This window comes from Flavobacterium sp. HJJ, assembly GCF_015351475.1.
GTDB classification, from domain to species: domain Bacteria; phylum Bacteroidota; class Bacteroidia; order Flavobacteriales; family Flavobacteriaceae; genus Flavobacterium; species Flavobacterium marginilacus.
In genome coordinates this window covers 76,174-96,537 of sequence record NZ_JADKPR010000002.1, presented here as the reverse complement: position 1 = coordinate 96,537, position 20,364 = coordinate 76,174, and the positions used below count along the sequence as shown (strand labels likewise).

The 20,364-nt window shown below is 33.7% G+C and carries 23 protein-coding genes; 8 read left to right on the top strand and 15 right to left on the bottom strand.

Features of this window, described 5'->3' with window-relative positions; genetic code table 11:
• Positions 1–694: 694 nt before the first annotated feature.
• Positions 695–1,507, bottom strand: a complete 813-nt coding sequence (locus tag IRZ80_RS02110; protein ID WP_194639819.1) for a hypothetical protein — start codon at positions 1,505–1,507, stop codon at positions 695–697.
• Between the two features lie 220 nt (positions 1,508–1,727).
• Between IRZ80_RS02110 and gcvP the strand changes: the two genes are divergently transcribed.
• From gcvP to IRZ80_RS02075, 7 genes are all read left to right on the top strand, one after another.
• Positions 1,728–4,577, top strand: a complete 2,850-nt coding sequence (gene gcvP / locus IRZ80_RS02105) for an aminomethyl-transferring glycine dehydrogenase (protein WP_194639818.1) — start codon at positions 1,728–1,730, stop codon at positions 4,575–4,577.
• Positions 4,578–4,988: 411 nt separating this feature from the next.
• Positions 4,989–6,047 carry a 3-oxoacyl-ACP synthase III family protein gene (locus IRZ80_RS02100; RefSeq protein ID WP_194639816.1) on the top strand — a complete coding sequence of 353 codons (1,059 nt, stop codon included), beginning with the start codon at positions 4,989–4,991 and terminating at the stop codon, positions 6,045–6,047.
• 190 nt (positions 6,048–6,237) lie between these two features.
• Positions 6,238–6,759, top strand: coding sequence for a methyltransferase domain-containing protein (locus IRZ80_RS02095; protein WP_194639814.1), 522 nt, complete (start codon positions 6,238–6,240; stop codon positions 6,757–6,759).
• A gap of 60 nt (positions 6,760–6,819) precedes the next feature.
• The gene (locus tag IRZ80_RS02090) at positions 6,820–7,524 is read left to right on the top strand and encodes a porin family protein (RefSeq protein ID WP_194639812.1); all 705 of its coding nucleotides are present in this window, start codon (positions 6,820–6,822) and stop codon (positions 7,522–7,524) included.
• A 148-nt stretch (positions 7,525–7,672) separates the two neighbouring features.
• On the top strand, positions 7,673–8,521 hold the full coding sequence (locus tag IRZ80_RS02085; protein WP_194639810.1) for a glycosyltransferase: 849 nt from the start codon (positions 7,673–7,675) through the stop codon (positions 8,519–8,521).
• Between the two features lie 106 nt (positions 8,522–8,627).
• Positions 8,628–9,377, top strand: a complete 750-nt coding sequence (locus IRZ80_RS02080; protein WP_194639808.1) for an MlaE family ABC transporter permease — start codon at positions 8,628–8,630, stop codon at positions 9,375–9,377.
• Complete coding sequence (locus IRZ80_RS02075) at positions 9,374–10,135, top strand: ABC transporter ATP-binding protein (RefSeq protein ID WP_194639806.1); 762 nt, start codon at positions 9,374–9,376, stop codon at positions 10,133–10,135. The genes IRZ80_RS02080 and IRZ80_RS02075 overlap by 4 nt, the downstream gene beginning before the upstream one ends.
• Before the next feature lie 102 nt (positions 10,136–10,237).
• On the opposite strand, the gene IRZ80_RS02070 is transcribed toward IRZ80_RS02075, so the two are convergent.
• The 4 genes from IRZ80_RS02070 to IRZ80_RS02055 all read right to left on the bottom strand — a co-directional run bounded on the left by IRZ80_RS02070 (position 10,238) and on the right by IRZ80_RS02055 (position 13,006).
• The gene (locus tag IRZ80_RS02070; RefSeq protein ID WP_194639804.1) at positions 10,238–11,293 is read right to left on the bottom strand and encodes a mannose-1-phosphate guanylyltransferase; all 1,056 of its coding nucleotides are present in this window, start codon (positions 11,291–11,293) and stop codon (positions 10,238–10,240) included.
• Between the two features lie 36 nt (positions 11,294–11,329).
• The gene (locus IRZ80_RS02065) at positions 11,330–11,929 is read right to left on the bottom strand and encodes a SprT-like domain-containing protein (protein WP_194639802.1); all 600 of its coding nucleotides are present in this window, start codon (positions 11,927–11,929) and stop codon (positions 11,330–11,332) included.
• A 79-nt stretch (positions 11,930–12,008) separates the two neighbouring features.
• Entirely contained in the window at positions 12,009–12,302 is a 294-nt protein-coding gene (locus IRZ80_RS02060; protein WP_194639800.1) for a four helix bundle protein, read from the bottom strand.
• Between the two features lie 26 nt (positions 12,303–12,328).
• Positions 12,329–13,006, bottom strand: coding sequence for an SDR family NAD(P)-dependent oxidoreductase (locus tag IRZ80_RS02055; RefSeq protein ID WP_194639798.1), 678 nt, complete (start codon positions 13,004–13,006; stop codon positions 12,329–12,331).
• Between the two features lie 125 nt (positions 13,007–13,131).
• On the opposite strand from IRZ80_RS02055, the gene IRZ80_RS02050 reads away from it, so the two are divergent.
• Entirely contained in the window at positions 13,132–13,710 is a 579-nt protein-coding gene (locus IRZ80_RS02050; RefSeq protein WP_194639796.1) for a GNAT family acetyltransferase, read from the top strand.
• Here the strand turns inward: IRZ80_RS02050 and IRZ80_RS02045 are convergent.
• The 10 genes from IRZ80_RS02045 to IRZ80_RS02000 all read right to left on the bottom strand — a co-directional run bounded on the left by IRZ80_RS02045 (position 13,703) and on the right by IRZ80_RS02000 (position 20,227).
• Positions 13,703–14,341, bottom strand: coding sequence for a hypothetical protein (locus tag IRZ80_RS02045; RefSeq protein ID WP_194639795.1), 639 nt, complete (start codon positions 14,339–14,341; stop codon positions 13,703–13,705). The genes IRZ80_RS02050 and IRZ80_RS02045 overlap by 8 nt on opposite strands.
• Positions 14,342–15,379, bottom strand: coding sequence for a D-alanine--D-alanine ligase (locus tag IRZ80_RS02040; RefSeq protein ID WP_194639793.1), 1,038 nt, complete (start codon positions 15,377–15,379; stop codon positions 14,342–14,344).
• A gap of 58 nt (positions 15,380–15,437) precedes the next feature.
• Positions 15,438–16,148 carry an NRDE family protein gene (locus tag IRZ80_RS02035; protein ID WP_194639791.1) on the bottom strand — a complete coding sequence of 237 codons (711 nt, stop codon included), beginning with the start codon at positions 16,146–16,148 and terminating at the stop codon, positions 15,438–15,440.
• Positions 16,136–16,624: a DinB family protein gene (locus IRZ80_RS02030; protein WP_194639780.1), complete on the bottom strand. Its 489-nt coding sequence runs from the start codon at positions 16,622–16,624 to the stop codon at positions 16,136–16,138. The genes IRZ80_RS02035 and IRZ80_RS02030 overlap by 13 nt, the downstream gene beginning before the upstream one ends.
• Before the next feature lies 1 nt (position 16,625).
• The gene (locus IRZ80_RS02025; RefSeq protein WP_194639779.1) at positions 16,626–17,015 is read right to left on the bottom strand and encodes a DoxX family protein; all 390 of its coding nucleotides are present in this window, start codon (positions 17,013–17,015) and stop codon (positions 16,626–16,628) included.
• 6 nt (positions 17,016–17,021) lie between these two features.
• Positions 17,022–17,483 (bottom strand): YHS domain-containing (seleno)protein, encoded by a 462-nt coding sequence (locus IRZ80_RS02020; protein WP_194639778.1) that lies wholly within the window; start codon positions 17,481–17,483, stop codon positions 17,022–17,024.
• Positions 17,484–17,581: 98 nt separating this feature from the next.
• Positions 17,582–18,463, bottom strand: a complete 882-nt coding sequence (locus tag IRZ80_RS02015; protein ID WP_194639777.1) for a helix-turn-helix domain-containing protein — start codon at positions 18,461–18,463, stop codon at positions 17,582–17,584.
• A gap of 22 nt (positions 18,464–18,485) precedes the next feature.
• Positions 18,486–19,115, bottom strand: coding sequence for a pyridoxamine 5'-phosphate oxidase family protein (locus tag IRZ80_RS02010; protein WP_194639776.1), 630 nt, complete (start codon positions 19,113–19,115; stop codon positions 18,486–18,488).
• A gap of 86 nt (positions 19,116–19,201) precedes the next feature.
• On the bottom strand, positions 19,202–19,615 hold the full coding sequence (locus IRZ80_RS02005) for a DUF1348 family protein (RefSeq protein WP_194639775.1): 414 nt from the start codon (positions 19,613–19,615) through the stop codon (positions 19,202–19,204).
• Positions 19,616–19,690: 75 nt separating this feature from the next.
• On the bottom strand, positions 19,691–20,227 hold the full coding sequence (locus tag IRZ80_RS02000; protein ID WP_194639774.1) for a carboxymuconolactone decarboxylase family protein: 537 nt from the start codon (positions 20,225–20,227) through the stop codon (positions 19,691–19,693).
• Between the last annotated feature and the right edge of the window lie 137 nt (positions 20,228–20,364).

Genomic DNA, 20,364 nt, shown 5'->3' with positions numbered 1-20,364 from the left:
TTTTTGACCATCCAAACATTTAAGTAATTCGGAAAGTTAAAAGTATCAATTTCACAAAAAACACTTAAAATCAAATTGTTATATAATTTGATTTCAATACGATGCTATTACAATGATCCTAACTAAATTCTAAACAAAAGAAATTAAAAAAGCTTTAAATCTCAAAATACAATGCACAAGTTCGTATATTTTTAGCACAAGACACTATATTTATAGCACAAGAGAATAAAAGTTAGGATTCAAGACATTCTCTTTTAAAAATAAATATTGCTTTATCATTTTGTAAAACAGTTAAATTAGCCACGGATTCCATGCATAAAACAGATTAGAACAGATTTTTTAACAAATCCGTTAAGAATTTAGCTGGAATCTGTGCAAGATCCGTTATATCCTTGTCATCTGTGTGCCATTTTTTTATACTTTGGGTATATAGAATTTAAAAGTTTTAAAGCGAATACCCTGATTCACGGCACGGCATTCGCTTTTAAAAGTTTCTGACACGAATTACACTAATCTGCACGAATTTAAGATTGCTGTTTAATTACACAAAATATTCGAAACTGTAAAAAGTTGTAAAATTTGATTTCAATTTTGATAAGAATTAGTGTTAATTGGTGAAATTCGTGTTTATCTTTTTTTAAATGCGAATGCCGTGACCCTGATTAGGATTATATAAACAGTAATTATTATTTTTCTAATTATAAGCCAGCATCAGCCACCAAAAAACAGGCACTGCTTCGACCCAAAATGAAGTGTAATATTTGGAGCGGTTTGGATTTGCAAATGCAATAAAAAGCATTAGTATAACCACCATAACAAGATTTATCAAAGCATCATGATAATTGAATGTTGATATAAAAATTTCCAAAAACCAAAAAGGTATCAACAATAAAAAACCTAAAAGTTTCGTCTTTTTTACACCAATCATCTGCGGAACGGTCTTTAAATGCGGATCATCATTGGCCAAATCAATAATTTCAAAAACCAAAATCAGTACGAAAACTAGAATAAACCGCTGAATGCATTTTATGAAAAAATCAGATGTAAACGGGATTTCGGCATTTATTAAAGGTAAAACCAAAGTCGCTCCCACCCAACAAAGAGATACTATATAAATTTTTACACCAGCCCAGTTTCGGGCATTACTCCTGTTAGGGAAAAAAGGAAGTGTGTATAATGCTGTAATAGCCAGAATTCCGAACGAAACTATCTGAGTAATCCGTTTTAACTGAAAAAAATAATATCCAACCAAAACAATCGAAATCAAACTACAAAGAGCAATAATCTTCAATAAATTCCCAATCGGTTTTTTCTTCACCCGGACCAAGGCATCATATTTAACAAAATTATACCCTACAATTGTTCCAAAAAAAACAAATAAAGCCATCGGATTATCGTACTGAATATGAAACACATGAAACGTAATCCGCACCAGTGCATAACAGGACAAAGCCACATGAATACTGCTGTTCAGGTAAAAATTTAATAGCTGTTTCAATAGCTTCATTTCGTAAATATAATTAATTATTAACAAATCAACTCTTTAGTTATAAATTTCACAAAAATTGAAGTTAAAAATACCCATTAAATTATTAATAATACTTAATTTTGCGCCACAAAAAAACAACACATTTACTGTAAAATGTAATAATCTTGGTATAAACTTAATTCAAATGAAGAATATACTTTGCAGATTACATTTCTTTTTTAAAAATAGATAGCTACAAATGAAAACAGATGCTTTTGCTTTAAGACACATTGGTCCAAGAGAAACAGATCTTCAACACATGTTACAAACCATTGGAGTTGAATCGATCGAACAACTTGTTTACGAAACCCTTCCTGACGACATTCGTTTAAAAGCACCGTTGAATTTAGATCCTGCAATGACAGAATTCGAATTTGCAAATCATATTCGCGAATTAGGGAAGAAAAACAAAACATTTAAATCATATATTGGTTTGGGTTATCACCCAACTATCGTTCCGGCTCCTATTCAAAGAAACATTTTTGAAAACCCAGGATGGTATACAGCTTATACTCCTTATCAGGCAGAAATTGCTCAAGGCCGTCTTGAAGCTATTTTAAATTTCCAGACTACCGTTATCGAATTAACTGGAATGGAAATCGCAAACGCTTCTTTACTTGATGAAGGAACGGCTGCTGCAGAAGCTATGGCGTTATTATTTGATGTTCGTACTCGCGATCAAAAGAAAAACAATACGCACAAATTCTTCGTTTCTGAAGAAATTTTACCTCAAACTTTATCTGTACTGCAGACTCGTTCCACTCCAATCGGAATTGAATTAGTTGTTGGAAATCACGAAAATTTTGATTTTTCAAATGAGTTCTTCGGAGCGATTTTACAATACCCAGGAAAATATGGTCAGGTAAACGATTACGGCGCTTTTGTTGCTAAAGCAAAAGAAAATGAAATTAAAGTTGCGTTTGCCGCTGACATTTTATCATTAGCGACTTTAACTTCTCCAGGAGAAATGGGAGCTGCGGTTGTTGTTGGAACTACACAGCGTTTTGGTGTACCAATGGGTTACGGTGGTCCTCACGCAGCTTATTTTGCAACAAAAGACGAATACAAAAGATCTATGCCGGGCCGTATCATCGGAGTTTCTGTTGATGCAAACGGAAACCGTGCTTTACGTATGGCTTTAGGAACTCGCGAACAGCACATCAAACGTGAAAAAGCAACTTCGAACATTTGCACTGCTCAGGTTTTATTAGCAGTTATGGCCGGAATGTACGCAGTTTACCACGGACCAAAAGGTTTAAAATATATTGCAAACAAAGTTCACGCATCGGCAGTTACGGCTGCTGAAGCTTTAAATAAATTAGGAGTTTACCAAACCAATACAGCTTACTTTGATACTATTTTAGTAAAAGCAGACGCTCAAAAAGTAAAAGCCACAGCGGAGAAAAACAAAGTAAACTTCTTTTATCCTGATGCCGACAGCATTTCGATTTCATTTAACGAAACGACTTCAGTTACAGACATCAACCAAATTATTGCGATTTTTGCTGAAGCTTTAGGAAAAGAAACTTTCACAGTTTCAGAATTAAGTGAAAGAAGTCAGTTACCGGCTTCATTAAAAAGAACATCTACTTTCTTAACGCATGATGTTTTCAACAATCATCATTCAGAAAGTCAGTTAATGCGTTATATCAAAAAATTGGAACGTAAAGATTTATCATTGAATCACTCGATGATTTCGTTAGGTTCTTGTACGATGAAATTAAACGCAGCTTCTGAAATGCTGCCTTTATCAATGCCAAACTGGAACAGCATTCACCCATTTGCACCAGTTAATCAAGTTGAAGGTTACCTTACAATGCTTAAAAAATTAGAGCAGCAGTTAAATGTAATTACTGGTTTTGCCGGAACAACTTTACAGCCAAACTCGGGAGCTCAGGGAGAATATGCTGGTTTAATGGCAATTCGTGCTTACCACCTTTCTAGAAACGATGGTCACCGTAATGTATGTTTGATTCCTTCATCGGCTCACGGAACAAATCCTGCTTCTGCAGCGATGGCCGGAATGAAAATCATTGTGACTAAAACGACTCCGGAAGGAAATATTGACGTAGAAGATTTAAGAGAAAAAGCGATTGAACACAAAGATGATTTATCTTGTTTGATGGTAACGTATCCTTCTACTCATGGAGTTTTCGAATCTTCAATTATCGAAATCACAAAATTAATCCACGATAACGGCGGATTGGTTTACATGGACGGTGCCAATATGAATGCACAAGTAGGTTTAACAAACCCTGCGACTATCGGTGCTGACGTTTGTCACTTAAACTTACACAAAACATTCGCTATTCCTCACGGAGGTGGCGGACCTGGTGTTGGACCAATTTGTGTGAACGAAAAATTAGTTCCGTTCCTGCCAACAAACCCAATCTTAAATGTTGGCGGCGAGCAGGCAATTACAGCAATTTCATCTGCTCCTTATGGATCTGCTTTGGTTTGTTTAATTTCTTACGGTTACATTACAATGATGGGAGCTGAAGGATTAAAAAGTGCTACTGAACATGCAATCTTGAATGCTAACTATATGAAAGCACGTTTTGAAGGACACTATCCAATTCTTTACACTGGTGAGTGCGGAAGAGCTGCCCACGAAATGATTTTGGATTGCCGTGCATTCAAACAAAACGGAATCGAAGTTGGCGATATCGCAAAACGTCTAATGGACTACGGTTTCCACGCTCCAACGGTTTCTTTCCCAGTTGCCGGAACACTAATGATCGAACCTACTGAATCTGAAGATTTAGCCGAATTAGACCGTTTCTGCGACGCTTTGATTGCTATCAGACAGGAAATTGAAGAAGCAACTGCTGAAGACAAAAACAATCCATTGAAAAATGCTCCTCATACTTTGGCGATGTTAACTTCTGATTCTTGGGATTTACCATACACCAGAGAGAAAGCAGCTTATCCTTTGGATTACATCGCTGACAACAAATTCTGGCCGTCTGTACGTCGTATTGACGATGCTTACGGAGACAGAAATCTGGTTTGCAGCTGTGCGCCGATTGAAGCATACATGGAGAGCTAGAATTTCAGCAGATTTTAGATTATACAAAACCCTTTCAGCTACAAACTGAAAGGGTTCTTTATTATAGTCAAATATTTATTTTTAAATTTATTAAAAACGTTTTCGAATTACTGCGATAGGTATCAATTGGTTTTGCTAAATAATAAAAACCACGCATTTTTTAGTTAAAATAAAATGATATTTATCCTTTTAAAACAACAAAAAACAACTTTATAACAAAAAGAACTCTGTTTGTTATTTATACCTATTCTAAGAATAAAACGCATTATTTAATCATTTTCATTAAAAAATATTCAATATTTTTGCCATATATTTATTATTCCATAATTATATGCATGCATAATAAATATATTAACTATTATACATTTATTATAATTAATTTAGCCAAAATTTATTCTGGAAATTATCAAAATGAAAATAAAAATAACTGGTATAGGAAGCTATATTCCTGAGAAAAAAATTAGCAATACTGATTTTAGCGAACATGTTTTCCTTAATGAAGACGGTTCTCCATTTGCTTACCCAAATGAAGTTGTAATTAACAAATTCAAAAGCATTACCGGTATCGAAAAAAGAAGGTATGCCGAGGATCATTATACCTCTTCTGATTTAGCTTTTTTTGCTTCTCAAAAAGCAATTGAAAATGCAGGCGTAGATCCAGAAACATTAGATTATATCATTTTTGCACATAACTTTGGTGATGTAAAATACGGAACAAACCAATCCGATATTATACCAAGTCTTGCAACAAGAGTTAAACATAAATTACAGATTAAAAACCCAAGGTGTGTCGCTTACGATATTCTTTTTGGCTGTCCTGGATGGATTGAAGGCGTACTGCAGGCCAATGCTTTTATAAAATCGGGCATGGCAAAAAAATGTCTTGTTATAGGAGGCGAAACTTTATCCAGAGTAGTTGATGCCCACGATAGAGATTCGATGATTTACTCTGACGGCGCTGGTGCTTCGATTATAGAAGCCTCTGATGATGAAGCTGGAATGCTGTCTTATGAAAGCGCAACTTATGCTGCTGAAGAAGCTAATTTCCTTTTCTTCGGAAAATCATACAATCCAGAGTTAGATCCGGACACTAAATACATCAAAATGTATGGCCGTAAAATATATGAATTTGCACTAAGTCAGGTTCCAGCAGCGATGAAAAGCTGTTTAGAAAAGAGCGGAATTGCTATTGAGGATGTCAAAAAAATTCTGATTCATCAGGCTAATGAGAAAATGGACGAAGCCATCATTCACCGTTTTTACAAATTGCACGGGCAGACTCCTCCAAAAAATATTATGCCAATGTGCATCCATGAATTAGGAAACAGCAGTGTAGCAACCGTTCCCACCCTTTTTGACCTGCTGATTAGAGGACAAATTGAAGATCAGGAAATAAACAAAGGTGACATTGTCATTTTTGCTTCGGTAGGAGCTGGTATGAATATTAATGCATTTGTCTATCGATATTAAGATTACCCCTGTACGTTTTTTGTAAGCCCGCTCACTTTTTTTAGTGCAGTGGGCTTTTGTTTTAGAAATAAAAAAATACATTTCTAAACTCAAATAATATTGGGACAAATATTAAATTACAAACAGTATAAGAAAGAGAATCTTTATATTTGCAGACGCTAAAGCAAAAGCGTAGTCAAAAATTAAAATCATGTACGAAAAAACATTTCCCAATAAACGATTCAAGCATACTTTAGAATTTTTAAAAAAACATGTATCTCCTTCGCAAACCATATTAGATCTTGGTGTTGACAATCCTTTTTCTAAAATTATGAAAGAAGAAGGCTATTCTGTAAAAAACACCACTGGTGAAGATTTAGACATGAATCAAAATGTTTTTTCAGAAGGAAAGCAGGATGTCGTTACTGCTTTTGAAATTTTTGAACATCTGCTCAATCCGTATACTATTTTAAGTGAAATAAAATCAGATAAATTATTAATTTCAATTCCATTGCGCCTTTGGTTTTCTTCTGCCTACCGTAGTAAAACTGATATGTGGGACAGACATTATCATGAATTTGAAGACTGGCAATTGGATTGGTTATTAGAAAAAACAGGCTGGAAAATCATTGACAGAGAGAAATTTACTCATCCGGTTAAAAAAATTGGTTTCCGTCCCTTATTACGATTTTTCACGCCGAGATATTATATAGTTTACGCAGAAAGAAAATAGTCGGGAGATATTTTACATCAAAAAATGTAAAAACAAAACTAAAAAACAGAAAACAAAACTATGAGAAAATTATTTTTGAGCATTTTATTTCTATTAATTTCATTACTAAATTATTCACAAAATTCAAAAATTAAATTTGGAATTCAAGGCGGATTAAATTATTCTAATTTTAGAGGTTATGATATCCCTGCTAATATTAGTTCTTATTATTCTGAAAATCCTGCATTTGCTTTTTTGGGAGGACTAAATTTTGAATATCAAATTAAAGAAAAATTGAGTTTAAAATTAGAATTTAATTATGAACGAAAAAGTCAAAAGTCAAAAACGACGCTTGAAACAATAAATGTAAATGTAAATCCCGATCCAATCTCTGGAGGATTCGATGAATTGAGATCTAAAAGAAATCATGACTATTTAGTATTACCAATAATGATAAAATATAATTTCAGCAACAAAAATAGTTTTTTTGTAAATGGTGGTCCATTTATTGGATATTTATTAAAATCAAATTTGGTGGAAAGTTTGTATTTGAATAGATCAGTCAAAGAATCACAAACGACTGAAACAACAAATAGTTATAATAAAACTGATTTTGGATTATCGATAGGATTCGGAAAAACAATTGAAATAAACGAAAGAAACTCAATTTTTATAGAAATAAGAGAAAATCTAGGTTTAGCTAAATCAAGTAAAAATAAAATTTGGGGAGATGGAGAGGCTAAAACTAATTCATTGAATTTAATAATTGGATATTCGCTGAATTAAAAAAACATCGCCCAACCGCCGTTGCAATATGGCGGGATTTGGCTTAATTTGAAGATGGTTTTTGTACTTGGGAAAAGTCATTAACCGAAAGATTACGCTTTCTTAATCCGCCACATCGCCAAAATAGAGTTGAAAAAAAGACTTACTTATGCGTTATTACATAGTTATTCCAACCTACAACGAAGAAACCTTCATTCAGCTAACCTTAAACAGTTTAGCAAATCAAACCGTTTTGCCGGCCAAAGTTGTTGTAGTAAATGACAATTCTACTGATAAAACTGCGGAGATTGTTTCGGCTTTCGCCAAAGAAAATCCGTTTATTAGTCTGGTAAATAAAACTTCGGAAACAATTCATTTACCGGGAAGTAAAGTGATTCAGGCTTTTCAGAAAGGATTTGAAACTTTGGACGAAGATTATGATTTAATCGTAAAAATTGATGCCGATTTAATTTTTCCTTCTAATTATTTTGAAACCGTAATCAAACATTTTGAATCGGATGACCGAATCGGAATGGCCGGCGGATTTTGCTATATCGAAAAAAACGGCGACTGGGTTCTTGAAAACCTAACCGACAAAGATCACATCAGAGGCGCACTGAAAGCATATCGAAAAGAAACTTTTAAACAAATTGGCGGATTAAAACCTGCAATGGGCTGGGATACGGTTGACGAACTGCTTTGCAAATATTACAATTGGAAGGTTGTTACCGATGCTTCTTTGCACGTAAAACATCTTAAACCTACGGGTGCAAATTACAACAAAACTGCGCGCTACAAACAAGGTGAAGCATTTTACACACTTGGCTATGGCTTCTGGATAACTGCAATTGCTTCAGCAAAATTGGCAATGATGAAGAAAAAACCACTTCTTTTTCTCGATTACATCCAAGGTTTTTGGAAAGCAAAATCGGCAAAAACTCCTTTGTTGGTTACTAATGAACAGGCAAAATTCATACGCAATTATCGCCTGCAAAAAATGAAAGAGAAATTGTTTTAATATTTACCCTTTGGTAATTAAAAACAAAAATTCCAACAAAATACAGTATTTTTGCATACCTGTATTCTTTTCTGAATACTGTAACCCGTAAACTGAATACTAGAAAATGATGCTCATTCGCTATTTATCCCAAATTGGGAAATATTTTTTAATGTGGAAAGAAATCTTCAGAAAGCCAACAAAATGGTCTGTTATGAAAGGTTTAATCTTCAAAGAAGTCGATGATTTAATTATTGATTCATTAGGAATTGTTGCATTCATTTCATTCTTCGTTGGCGGTGTTGTTTCTATACAGACTGCTTTGAACTTAACTAATTCTTTCATTCCTAAATATCTTATTGGATATGCCACCCGTCAATCGGTGATTTTAGAATTTGCACCAACATTTATGTCCATCATTATGGCAGGAAAAATGGGTTCATTTATAACATCGAGCATAGGATCAATGCGCGTTACAGAACAAATTGACGCTCTAGAAGTTATGGGAGTTAACTCTCTTAATTATTTGGTTTTCCCAAAAATAATAGCATTGCTTTTATATCCATTCCTTATCGGAATTGGAATGTTTTTGGGCATAGCTGGCGGATATATCGCTACCGTTTATGGCGGTTTTGGTGCCGATGTTGATTTTATCGAAGGAATTCAGCGGGATTTCCTTCCTTTTCATGTTGTATATTCTTTCACTAAAACATTTATTTTTGGTATGCTTTTAGCAACCATTCCTTCTTTTCATGGTTATTATATGAAAGGCGGGGCACTTGAAGTAGGTAAGGCAAGTACCGTATCCTTTGTTTGGACTTCGGTTACCATTATTGTACTCAATTATGTTATTACCCAATTACTCTTAACAAAATGATAGAAATAAAAAATATAGAAAAATCATTTAACGGCGTCAAAATTCTGAAAGGGATTTCCAGTGTTTTTGAAGCAGGCAAAACCAATTTAATTATTGGCCAGAGTGGGTCTGGGAAAACTGTTTTATTGAAATCATTATTGGGAATCCATACTCCAGAGGCAGGAACCATATCATTTGACGGACGGATTTATTCAGATTTAAATGCTGACGAAAAAAGAGAAATACGTACAGAAATCGGAATGCTCTTTCAAGGAAGTGCCCTTTTTGACAGCATGACTGTTGCCGAGAATGTAGCTTTCCCTTTAAGAATGTTCACCAATGACAGCAAATTAAAAATCCAGAAACGAGTAGATTTTGTTTTAGAAAGAGTAAATCTTGTGGGCGCACATAAAAAATTACCTTCTGAAATTTCGGGAGGAATGCAAAAAAGGGTTGCAATCGCAAGAGCCATCGTAAACAATCCTAAATATCTATTTTGTGATGAACCAAATTCGGGATTAGACCCCAATACGGCAATTTTAATTGATAACCTCATCAAGGAAATAACGGTAGAATACAATATTACAACTGTCGTAAACACACATGATATGAACTCTGTTATGGAAATTGGCGATAATATTTTATTTCTAAAAAATGGCGTTAAAGCCTGGCAGGGAAATAAAGAAGAGATTTTCAGAACCAACAATGAAGCCATCGTAGAATTTGTTTATTCTTCAGAATTGTTCAAAAAAGTCAGAGAAGCGCATTTAAAAGAATAATCTCTTCAGCAAAATATATAAATACACCATCATCTTTGGAGTAAAACTAAAAAGGGCCGCAATTAAATTATTGTGGCCCTTTTTAAGTAAAATATATTTCGGTTATTTCAGCTGAGAAACAATTCCTTTTATTTCCTGTTCTTTACTTTTTGGATAAATCAATAAAACTGAATCTTTATCAACAATAATATAATCATCCAATCCGTCAACAATTACTTGTTTCCCTAAAGCCGTTCTTACAATATTATTGGATGAATTCTGCAATAATACCGTAGCATTTACTACTGCATTATTATTATCGTCTTTTGGCAGTTTTTCATGCAGTGATCCCCAAGTCCCTAAGTCATTCCAATCAAAAGTTGCAGGAAGCACATACACATTTTGAGCATTTTCCATAATCGCATAATCTATGGAAATATTATCAGCATTTGGATAATTTTCCTGTATAAAAGCATGTTCATCCTCTGAATTATATACATCAAACCCTTTCATAAAATGAGCATACATTTCAGGCTGAAATTCTTCAAAAGCTTTCAAAATAGATTTAACACTCCACATAAAAATACCTGCATTCCACAAATAATTTCTGCTTTGTATAAATCGTCTGGCTGTTTTTGAATCTGGTTTTTCTCTAAACTGCACAACTTTTTTTATCGAGCGACTGTCTAATTTGTCAAATTCAATATAACCATAACCTGTATTTGGAGCTGTTGGCAAAATACCTAAAGTCATCAGCGATTCTTCTCTTTCGCACAAATCAAAAGAACGCTGTAAATTGGCCACAAACTGCATTTCGTCTTCAATCCAATGATCACTTGGAGCGACTACCATCACAGCATTTGGATTCATTTTTTTAATTTTTAATGAGGCATACAAAATACAAGGTGCTGTATTTCTCATTGCAGGCTCCAAAACAATCTGCTCTTGTTTCACCATTGGCAGTTGTTCTAAAATCAAATTATTATAACTCTCATGCGTCAAAATCAAAATATTCTCTTTCGGAATAATTTGTGACAATCGGCTGAATGTCTTCTGAATTAAAGTTTCTCCAGAACCCAGCATGTCATGAAACTGTTTTGGGAACTCTTTCGTACTTACCGGCCAAAATCGGGAACCGATCCCTCCTGCCATAAGTATTGCGTAATAGTTTTTGTTCATTTTTAACTTCTTTTTATAGCCTTCTAACAGCTTTTATTAATTTGGCAGCAACTCAACCTCAGCATTTGGATTAAATAAATACAATCGTCCGGAACTTATTTCTAAGCATTCGTAACGCTTGGTTCGTATTGCTATTTTCTTAAAAATCTTCCCATTGGAAATTCTAAAAACACTTCCGTAAGGAATTTCAAAGATATAACTTTTATCATTGGGTTTATCATACTGCTTTAAAGCTAACGCTAATGTAACATCTGTATCACTGCTTGCAGACGGATTTTTAAAATGTCTTGCCAGCAAAGGCAGTAAATGACTGGGAAAAATCTCTGGCCGGATAAACGGCATCATCAGCCTTTGAAAAGAATATTTCCATTCATCTCCATGAGGTTTAATATTTCTTCCGTATTTTTCAAATGCCACCAAATGCGAAATCTCATGAATCAGTGTTATCAAAAACCTGTATTTATTAAGACTTGCGTTTACTGTAATTTCGTGTTTCCCGCTCGGTCCTTTTCTATAATCGCCATGACGTGTCTGCCGTTCATTGACAATTTTAAGATGCACCTGATTTGCCACAATCAGTTCAAAAGCTGGTTTTACGGCATGTTCAGGCAAATATTTAAAAAGCGTCTCTGACAAAATAGTTATGAGTTATAAATTATGAATTTTTCTTCGAAGTAATGATTATGCTTCTAATGATTTTAAAAACTTCATTACTTTACTGATGAATTGTACTAAATTCCTTTTCAGAAATATAATCTGTTTCCTTTAAAAGTTCTAACCAATACATTGTTTCATCACACTCTTTTTGCGAAATAGACAACTTATGAATAAAATCAGCTTTACTTTGAGCATTTACAGCTTCACGAATATTTGCACCAACAGAAGTTACTGAACGCAAAAACTGTTTACTCATTACAAATTCTCTCTTTTCGGAAACTAAATATTTATAAAAATTAACGCCTCTTATCGCTAACTCAAAACTTTTTATTCTGATAATGCTTTCACTCATATCTTATAATTCATAACTTATAATTCTTATGGATTTGTAGAAGAAACCGGCAGCACTTTACCATTAAAATATTTATTCCCTGTAAGAGTGAAATCATAAATATAATTAGCCATTTCACCAGCCGAAAGAGGTGCCTGATAACCTGGAAAAGCTTCCTGCAGCATTTCGGTCTGAACTGAACCCAAAGCTAAAACATTAAAAGAAATCCCCTGCTCTTTATATTCTTCTGCCAATAATTCAGACAAAGTGATTACCGCTCCTTTACTGGAACTATAAGCTGCTAATCCTGCAAACTTAAGACTTCCTTGTACTCCTCCCATAGAACTAATAGTGACTACGTGGCTTCCTTTTTGTAAATAAGGCAAGCAGATACGTGTCAAATTAGCCACTCCAAAAACATTTACTTTATATATGTTCTCGAAATCATTTTGAGTGGTTTCAGAAAAAGGTCTTAGTAATAAACTCCCAGCGTTATGGACAACTGCATCTATTTTTTTCCAAGTACTAGATAAAAAATCGGTCACTTGCTGCAACTCGGCTTCATTGGATAAATCAACAGAAAGAAAAGTAATGTTTTTATGTGAAAGTAATTCCTGATTAGCTTTTCTCGACAAAGCCAGTACCTGATGTCCTTCATTAGCAAATTTCAATGCCAACTCAAAACCTATTCCTCTTGAAGTACCTGTAATAATAATATTTTTCATGTGGCAAAAATAAGCAAAACAGTTAAAAAACCACACTTTTAAATTTCAAAACTAATATCCATTATCTGGCTGAATAATTACTTCTCCATTTTTTTTATTTTTACAAAAAACTAGAATCTGCAAAAATGATTGATCACATCCAATTTGGAACAGCAAAAATCACTGATATTGAAGGTGTATTGGCATTACAGGAAATTTATCTGATCTCGAACATGACCGAAGAAGAAAAAACTGCTGGGTTTGTAACCACTCCTTTTTCAGTTGAACAATTACAGGAAGTCATCCGCCAGGAAGGTTTATTTGTTGCCAAAGAGAATGGCAGAATAATCGCTTACATTTTTGCAGCAAGCTGGCAATATTTCAGCCAATGGGCGATTTTTAATCATATGACGCCAATGCTACCGGATCTTACTTTCAAAGATTTCAAAATGACTGACACCAATACTTTTCAATACGGTCCAATCTGCATTGACAAAAAATACAGAGGAAAAGGGCTGATTAATCCTTTCTTCGATTTTATGCGGATTCATCTTTGGGGAAAATTTCCTGTGGGTATTACTTTTATCAACAAAACCAATATACCCTCACAAAAAGCACACATTGAAAAGCTAAAATGGTCTGTTATTGGTGATTTTCAATTTAATAATAACAACTATTTTATTTTGGCATACGACATGAGTCAATCGTCTTTGATTCTTATCTAATGTATTTTTTATAGACTTTAAAAATCTGGAAGAGGGCCAAAACAACAAAAAATAGCGGAATACATATCGGCATAATGTATTTCGAAAAAGAAAATGTGTTCTTCGATAAAGAATCCAGTACTAATATTGCTAATAACATTCCCCAAAAGGTTCCCACTAAAGTTCCAAAAATATAATGAAATTTTAGTTTACTATCCAATACTATGTGATTGGCATTCATCAAATATAAATTCCAAGCCACCCAAAACGGTATTTGAAGAAAATTCATCCCGCACAATACCATTCCGATTAGAAAAGGAGAATACCGAACATAACTTTCTAAATAATTATGTTCTTCAACTGATTGATTCGAATGGGCATAAAACAAATAAGCCAGCAGAAAAAGAAAAAACACAGCAAAGAAATCAATCCCTTTCATTAACTTTTTATTGTTCACTAATTTATTGGCAAAAATCACAGTGAAATAAATTACAACAGCTTCAACAACAATAACTCCTAACAAATAAAAAATCAAAGGATTTATTCCAACTTTAGAAAGAACCTCAACTCCAATGATATTCAAATAACCAAGAGGCAGTGAGCCTAGAAAACTCACCACAAATCCAACTGCTATATTTTTAAAAGCTTTCATTTATTGAAAGTTTATAATTTTCTTATTCTGCATTTGATGCAGACGATATTCTTTCATTCCTGCTTTATGTGACAGATACGGAAATCCATTTTGATAATTAGCGGAACTAATTTCATACATATACGTAATATGCCGTGCCAATTCCTTCCAAGCAAATAATAAGGAATGTTTGGGATCATAAATATGTGTCGGTTCACTTGCAGCGCCATTCAGTTCTACAACCGCGAAATTCTTTCCTTGCTCTAATTCTTCAAAAGTATTGTACATAATATCCAATCTTCCAAAATGGAAACCAGAAATCTGACCACACATTTCATTAAAAACTGCAGTAAGTTTTGGCGTTATCAAATGGCTTACATCCAGAAATTTAGCACCACGTGCATGATTTCCATAAGGAACAAGATTTATTTTTTCGCCCACAGGCAAAACCTTCTGTAATTTACTGCCATATTCTTGTTTCAATACTTTTAATTGCAGTTCAAATCTAGGATTTTCTTTTATCAATTCTTCAATAGTTGCGTGACCATTTCCAGTAACAATTAAAAATTCTTTGGCTACAATGCCGGTAATTCTTCCTTGCTTTTCGTGTGGATATCGTACATAAAAAACACCTATTTCATTTTTATACGGAATCAGATTTTGCACAATAAAATCAAAATGAGCTTTTTCAGAATACTTTTTCAAATCGGCCGGAGTTTCTATTTTTTTTACAGCTGAACCGCGCAGACCAATATCAGGCTTGGCAATAAAAGGATATTTGATTCCTGCGTTTTCCAATACCATACTTATTTCATCAACACAAGTTCCGGCTCTAACCAATTCCGTTTTGGGATAATATTTTTCGGGAATCAAATTATAAATCTGCTTTTTGCTTTCCATCATAAAACCTCCATTTTTGATGGTCGGATTAGAAGCATTGAAGAAAAAAATGGATTTTGCCTTTATGGAATAATACGCCCATAAAAAATATATAGGTATGTAAACCATTTGAAAAGGCCAGTATTCCCAGTGGGTCAATTTGTGAAAGAATAGTTTCAAGAGTTATGTTTTAATTGTATTCTGATTGGCAAAAGTAAAAATCAGGATGATTATGATATCAAATAGCTATAAAAGTTTTGGAGTATTCTTTTTCTGCTATCAGATCCAAATGATTAATTATCACTTTATTTTTCTCAATAACGGACTGAGTAATACTCAAGGTTTTCATTTCGTTATTTCTATTGATAATCAAACCGTGTTCCTTGTCATCTTTTTCGGTATACCGATGAAAATGAAGCATTTTATCTTCCGTAATTACTGGATTATTAGCTAAAAAAGTATAAAACCAGCTTGCTCTCTCTTCTCGGATTTCTTTAGAATATAAAGTAGATGAAGACCAGATATAATTTTTATCAATCTCCAAATCTACAGCTGCTTTTTCAATTCCATTCCAGCGCAACTGAAAAAGCTGTTTATCCTGAAATAAAACTAAGGTAAAAGGCTCGATATTATCTAAATCAATTTCGTGCCAAAAATCCTTTGGCGAAGCACTGCTAATCATTTCGAGAACAATTAAACCTCGGCTTTTTCGATAAGGCAATTTAACGTCGTGCTTTTCATCGGCTCCGTTTAATAAGACTACAACCGTTCCATTCTCATCAACTGCATACCAAGTTCCTCCAGCTTTGGGATCTTTAGGATAAATAATATTTTTTCCATTTAAAAAATAGTTCTTCGGAGGGATTGCACTCGGTCTGATTATTTTTTCATCACGATTTGAGGTAATGATAATTGTATCATTGTAACTAACAAAACTTACTGTGCACATTGTTTCCTGTATTCAATTGTAGAACGGGCTACTCCAAAATTTTCATCAACTGTTATATTTTTATATTGCAAAACCGCCACTTTTATCAATGCCTGATGATGGATACAATGTTCTAAATTATACAGCAATTCCCGATAATAATTACTTTGAATTTTGACAGCAGCACCATCTATGATTTGCTGTAATTCTAGATTTTTGTTTTCTTTAGAAATATTATTTTTGATATCTGAAATAATTTGAACTGCAAAATCAATATTGGTCTGTATCAATACGTTTCGTTCTCTTTTATCATAATTCACAATTCCTGAATTATAATTCAGAATCAAACACTGAAACATTTCTACTATATGCCGTGTATGTTCCCCAATGCTTGCACCACTTAATTCGAAACAAGATTCTGAATATTCTTTTTCTTGCAATTGATTGAGAAGACCAATCAATTCGTTTAAACTATTATTTATGGATGAAATCAGCATACTACAATTTTAATTTAAACAGATTAGGTATTTTACTTTTATTCCAATAAATCAGCGCAATACAACAAAGAAAGGTAATTATTGCCAAAATGAACAACTCTCCCCCATCATTTTTTACTTCGATTCCCAATACAAAAAGATGCGAAAAAATAGCTCCAAGCATAACACCGGCTCCCATCAAAGCACCTAACAAAGTTGTTCGGGGAATCAGAATTAAAATAGCCGCAATTAATTCTGTAATTCCTGATCCAATTCTTCCGTATGGTTCCATTCCTAAAGTGGAGAAAATATAAACACTTTCTTCAGCTCCGGAAAATTTAAAATAAAGCGTTTGTAGCAAAATAACTGCTGCCGTTAAACGCACTATCCAAATTAAAATTGATGTTTTCATGATCTCTTATTTTATAATTTTTTTCCAATTAGCATCCGCTTTTGCTTTCAGGTTGTTTTCGTCCTTATTCCAACTTTTTAAAGTATTATTGAAAAAGGCATTATAAAACAGATACAATTTTCCGTCAATGATTTTGAATGTTTCGGGATTGATTTCGACTTTCTCTCCGGCGCTTCCCATTGCATAGGCGCACCAGCCTCCATATTGTGGTTCGAAAGAAGCAGGATTTTTTGAGAAAATTTCTTTATTTGTTACAGACGAAAATTGATAAACAATACCCTCGTATGAAGCTGCAATTTCCTTTTTCCCTTTTACAGCTTTATTTTGTTTAAAATAAGATACAGGATCATAGCCTTGAATGGCTGCTTTATTTTCCAAATTATATTCGGAGACTTTTTTGCCTGCACTTTGTGCAAATGTTGCCGAGAATGCAAAGACAGCCAACAGTAATACTAGTATTTTTTTCATGATAAATTTTTGTTTATTGATTTCTACATTACAAATATATATCAGCAAAAAAAGGCAAAATGTCGGGTAGTTTACATTGGAGGCAAAATTTCGAAAAATTAACTGACGGCTTTGGCAAAACCAACAGTGTCGCGATACGTTTGAGGAGAAACCTCAGCATTGGTTTTAAAGAAACGGCTAAAATAATGCTCATCTTCGTACCCAAGCTCATAGGCAATTTCCTTTACTGCCTTATTTGTTAAGTACAACTCACGCTTGGCTTCGATAATAATGCGTTCTGCTATTAAATTCGTCAACGTTTTATTGAAGTGATTTTTGGTAATTTTAGCTAAAGCTTTTGGAGAAATATTCAGCAATTCGGCATAATCGCTGGCAGAATGTTTGGTTTTGAAATTTTGCTCAATGAAATTTCTTAAATTTTGAAGAACAAATGGTGCCGATTTTTCATCTATTACAGAAGTTGCAACAACTTGTTGTTCTTTTTTTAATCGAGAAGCTGTAATGAGAAAAATTTTTAAATAAGATATCAGCAACTCATATTGTGCCATTGCCGGATTTTGCATTTCAATTTTCATTTGTTCCAAAACCATATTGAATGTAGCTCCAGCCATTTCATCAACCATTACATACGGCGGTTCATAAATATTATTGAACAAAACCCCATTACAAGCTACCTCATCATGGTGTTTCATGATACAAAAAAAATCAGGATGAAAATGAATCACTTTCCCTTCAAATAGATCATCTGGTGATAGCATAAACGGCTGATAAGGTGCAAAAGCCAACAATTGATTTTCTGTAAAATCATATTCAGAGAAATCAACTTTTACTTTGCCTTTTCCTTTTTGAACCCAAATTAATGAATAATAATTCAATCGCTGAATGTGATCAAAACAAGAATTGCTCTCAAAAGAAAAAAGTTTGAAAGCAAGATTTCCATTTTGCGGATTGACTAAAGTAAAGGCGGATTGATTTATCATACTATAATTTTTATAAACAAATTTAGCTTAAACCTGCTTCTTTTAATTTGTTTTTAAGATTTTCTATTTCTTCTTCTAATTTTTGAATATGGGCAAACTTTGGTTCGAAAGCCCGCTGTATTTCTTCAACGGTAAATCGTGGTGTGATGTGCTGCGGGCAATTCCAATCAAAAGCATCAATATGAAAAAGTATCATGCGCTCTGGATGATATTTATATTCACCCAAATCGAGTTTGGCTAATAATTCGGGATTGTCTTTGAGTTCCACTATTTCGGCTTTGGCCAAAATTTTCAATCTCGCTCTTGCTGGATAATCCACCATAATTAATGCTACATTATTGTTGGTTGCAAAATTCCCAACAGATATGTATTGTTTGTTTCCCGAAAAATCGATGAAACCAATTGTGTTTTTGTCCAAGACTTTCACAAAACCTTTGGGTCCGCCACGATGCTGAATATAAGGATAGTTTTTTTCGCCAATAGATGCCAAATAAAAACTATCCCGATTGGCTATAAAACCCATTTCATTTTCGGATAAGCCATCAATGATATTGAACTTTTCCATTCGTTCATACCCTTTTCGGCTACCATGTTCTTCCTGTAACGCTTTGGCAGCATCCGAAAATGCTATTTCTGCAAAGTTTTTAGCCATGACTAAGTAATAATTATGAATTAACAATTACGAATTACACCAATGAGAAGTGTTTTTATAAAAATAAAAACGTATTCCCAAATTACTTATTTAAATTTTCTGTCTTTCTCTTCTATTGGCAAATCATTGATACTGGCAAAACGTTTGCGCATCAAGCCATTTTCATCAAACTCCCAATTTTCATTTCCGTAGGCACGAAACCATTGCCCATCAACATTTCTATATTCATATTCAAAACGAACTGCCATTCGATTTTCGCGAAAGCCCCATAATTCTTTTTTCAGTTTATAATCGAGCTCCTTTTCCCATTTGCCTTTTAGGAATTCTTTTACAGCATCTCGGCCATTGATGAAATCGGTTCGATTGCGCCATTCCGTGTCAACAGTGTAGGCCAAAGCAACACGTTCTGGATCTTTGCTATTCCACGCATCTTCGGCTAACTGTACTTTTTGCAAAGCAGTTTCCATATTGAATGGAGGAAGTGGATGTTTTTGCTTCATAATTATTAAAGTATAATGCAAACCACCTCTTATTGAACTGGTTTGCAATCTATTGTTATTATTTAAAAACACAAATTATAAAGATGGTGCCAAAGGAAAATCAACTGGCACTTTTGTCAAATTGTGCAAATAGTTCATGGCTGTTTTATCACTTATTAGAAGTATCAGATCCACTAAATTTTCATTAGTAAAACCTTGAGCAAAAAAAGCATCCACTAAATCCGAATTAGCCTCTCCTCTTGTTTTAGTAATTTCACCAGCAAGCTGTACTAATGCATTCAATTTTGCATCAGCAGCTTTTCCTTTTCGGATGTCGAGTATTTGTTCGTCTGTAAAACCATTCATTTTCCCAATAACAGTGTGGGCACTCACGCAATACACACAGTTATTAACTTGGCTTACGATTAAATTTACCGCTTCTTTTTCTTTATTGTTTAAAGATGTTTTAGCATTTTGATAGGCTAAGTATTTTTCTAAACCATTTTTTGAATTTGCAATCACAGCATATAAATTTGGAACAAATCCTAATGCTTTTTGCAGATTGTCAAAAATTGCCTGATTGTTTTCTGAAACTTCTGATCTTGTTGGGACTGAAAATGTTGTAGTTGTCATTTTATTTATTTTTAAAATTGCTTGTCATTATTGACATTACAAAGATGCGACAGCTTTAAAATTTATAAAATGGACAATAAGCGCAAGGTGATGGACAATTTTCCTTCATGAAAATGAGCCCGCTAATTTAAAAGAAT

What these genes read in the sequence shown, in the direction of transcription:
- IRZ80_RS02110 (WP_194639819.1), bottom strand. Translation starts at nt 1,507, where the DNA reads ATGAAGCTATTGAAACAGCTATTAAATTTTTACCTGAACAGCAGTATT.
- gcvP (WP_194639818.1), top strand. Translation starts at nt 1,728, where the DNA reads ATGAAAACAGATGCTTTTGCTTTAAGACACATTGGTCCAAGAGAAACA.
- IRZ80_RS02100 (WP_194639816.1), top strand. Translation starts at nt 4,989, where the DNA reads ATGAAAATAAAAATAACTGGTATAGGAAGCTATATTCCTGAGAAAAAA.
- IRZ80_RS02095 (WP_194639814.1), top strand. Translation starts at nt 6,238, where the DNA reads ATGTACGAAAAAACATTTCCCAATAAACGATTCAAGCATACTTTAGAA.
- IRZ80_RS02090 (WP_194639812.1), top strand. Translation starts at nt 6,820, where the DNA reads ATGAGAAAATTATTTTTGAGCATTTTATTTCTATTAATTTCATTACTA.
- IRZ80_RS02085 (WP_194639810.1), top strand. Translation starts at nt 7,673, where the DNA reads ATGCGTTATTACATAGTTATTCCAACCTACAACGAAGAAACCTTCATT.
- IRZ80_RS02080 (WP_194639808.1), top strand. Translation starts at nt 8,628, where the DNA reads ATGATGCTCATTCGCTATTTATCCCAAATTGGGAAATATTTTTTAATG.
- IRZ80_RS02075 (WP_194639806.1), top strand. Translation starts at nt 9,374, where the DNA reads ATGATAGAAATAAAAAATATAGAAAAATCATTTAACGGCGTCAAAATT.
- IRZ80_RS02070 (WP_194639804.1), bottom strand. Translation starts at nt 11,293, where the DNA reads ATGAACAAAAACTATTACGCAATACTTATGGCAGGAGGGATCGGTTCC.
- IRZ80_RS02060 (WP_194639800.1), bottom strand. Translation starts at nt 12,302, where the DNA reads ATGAGTGAAAGCATTATCAGAATAAAAAGTTTTGAGTTAGCGATAAGA.
- IRZ80_RS02055 (WP_194639798.1), bottom strand. Translation starts at nt 13,006, where the DNA reads ATGAAAAATATTATTATTACAGGTACTTCAAGAGGAATAGGTTTTGAG.
- IRZ80_RS02050 (WP_194639796.1), top strand. Translation starts at nt 13,132, where the DNA reads ATGATTGATCACATCCAATTTGGAACAGCAAAAATCACTGATATTGAA.
- IRZ80_RS02045 (WP_194639795.1), bottom strand. Translation starts at nt 14,341, where the DNA reads ATGAAAGCTTTTAAAAATATAGCAGTTGGATTTGTGGTGAGTTTTCTA.
- IRZ80_RS02035 (WP_194639791.1), bottom strand. Translation starts at nt 16,148, where the DNA reads ATGTGCACAGTAAGTTTTGTTAGTTACAATGATACAATTATCATTACC.
- IRZ80_RS02030 (WP_194639780.1), bottom strand. Translation starts at nt 16,624, where the DNA reads ATGCTGATTTCATCCATAAATAATAGTTTAAACGAATTGATTGGTCTT.
- IRZ80_RS02025 (WP_194639779.1), bottom strand. Translation starts at nt 17,015, where the DNA reads ATGAAAACATCAATTTTAATTTGGATAGTGCGTTTAACGGCAGCAGTT.
- IRZ80_RS02020 (WP_194639778.1), bottom strand. Translation starts at nt 17,483, where the DNA reads ATGAAAAAAATACTAGTATTACTGTTGGCTGTCTTTGCATTCTCGGCA.
- IRZ80_RS02015 (WP_194639777.1), bottom strand. Translation starts at nt 18,463, where the DNA reads ATGATAAATCAATCCGCCTTTACTTTAGTCAATCCGCAAAATGGAAAT.
- IRZ80_RS02010 (WP_194639776.1), bottom strand. Translation starts at nt 19,115, where the DNA reads ATGGCTAAAAACTTTGCAGAAATAGCATTTTCGGATGCTGCCAAAGCG.
- IRZ80_RS02005 (WP_194639775.1), bottom strand. Translation starts at nt 19,615, where the DNA reads ATGAAGCAAAAACATCCACTTCCTCCATTCAATATGGAAACTGCTTTG.
- IRZ80_RS02000 (WP_194639774.1), bottom strand. Translation starts at nt 20,227, where the DNA reads ATGACAACTACAACATTTTCAGTCCCAACAAGATCAGAAGTTTCAGAA.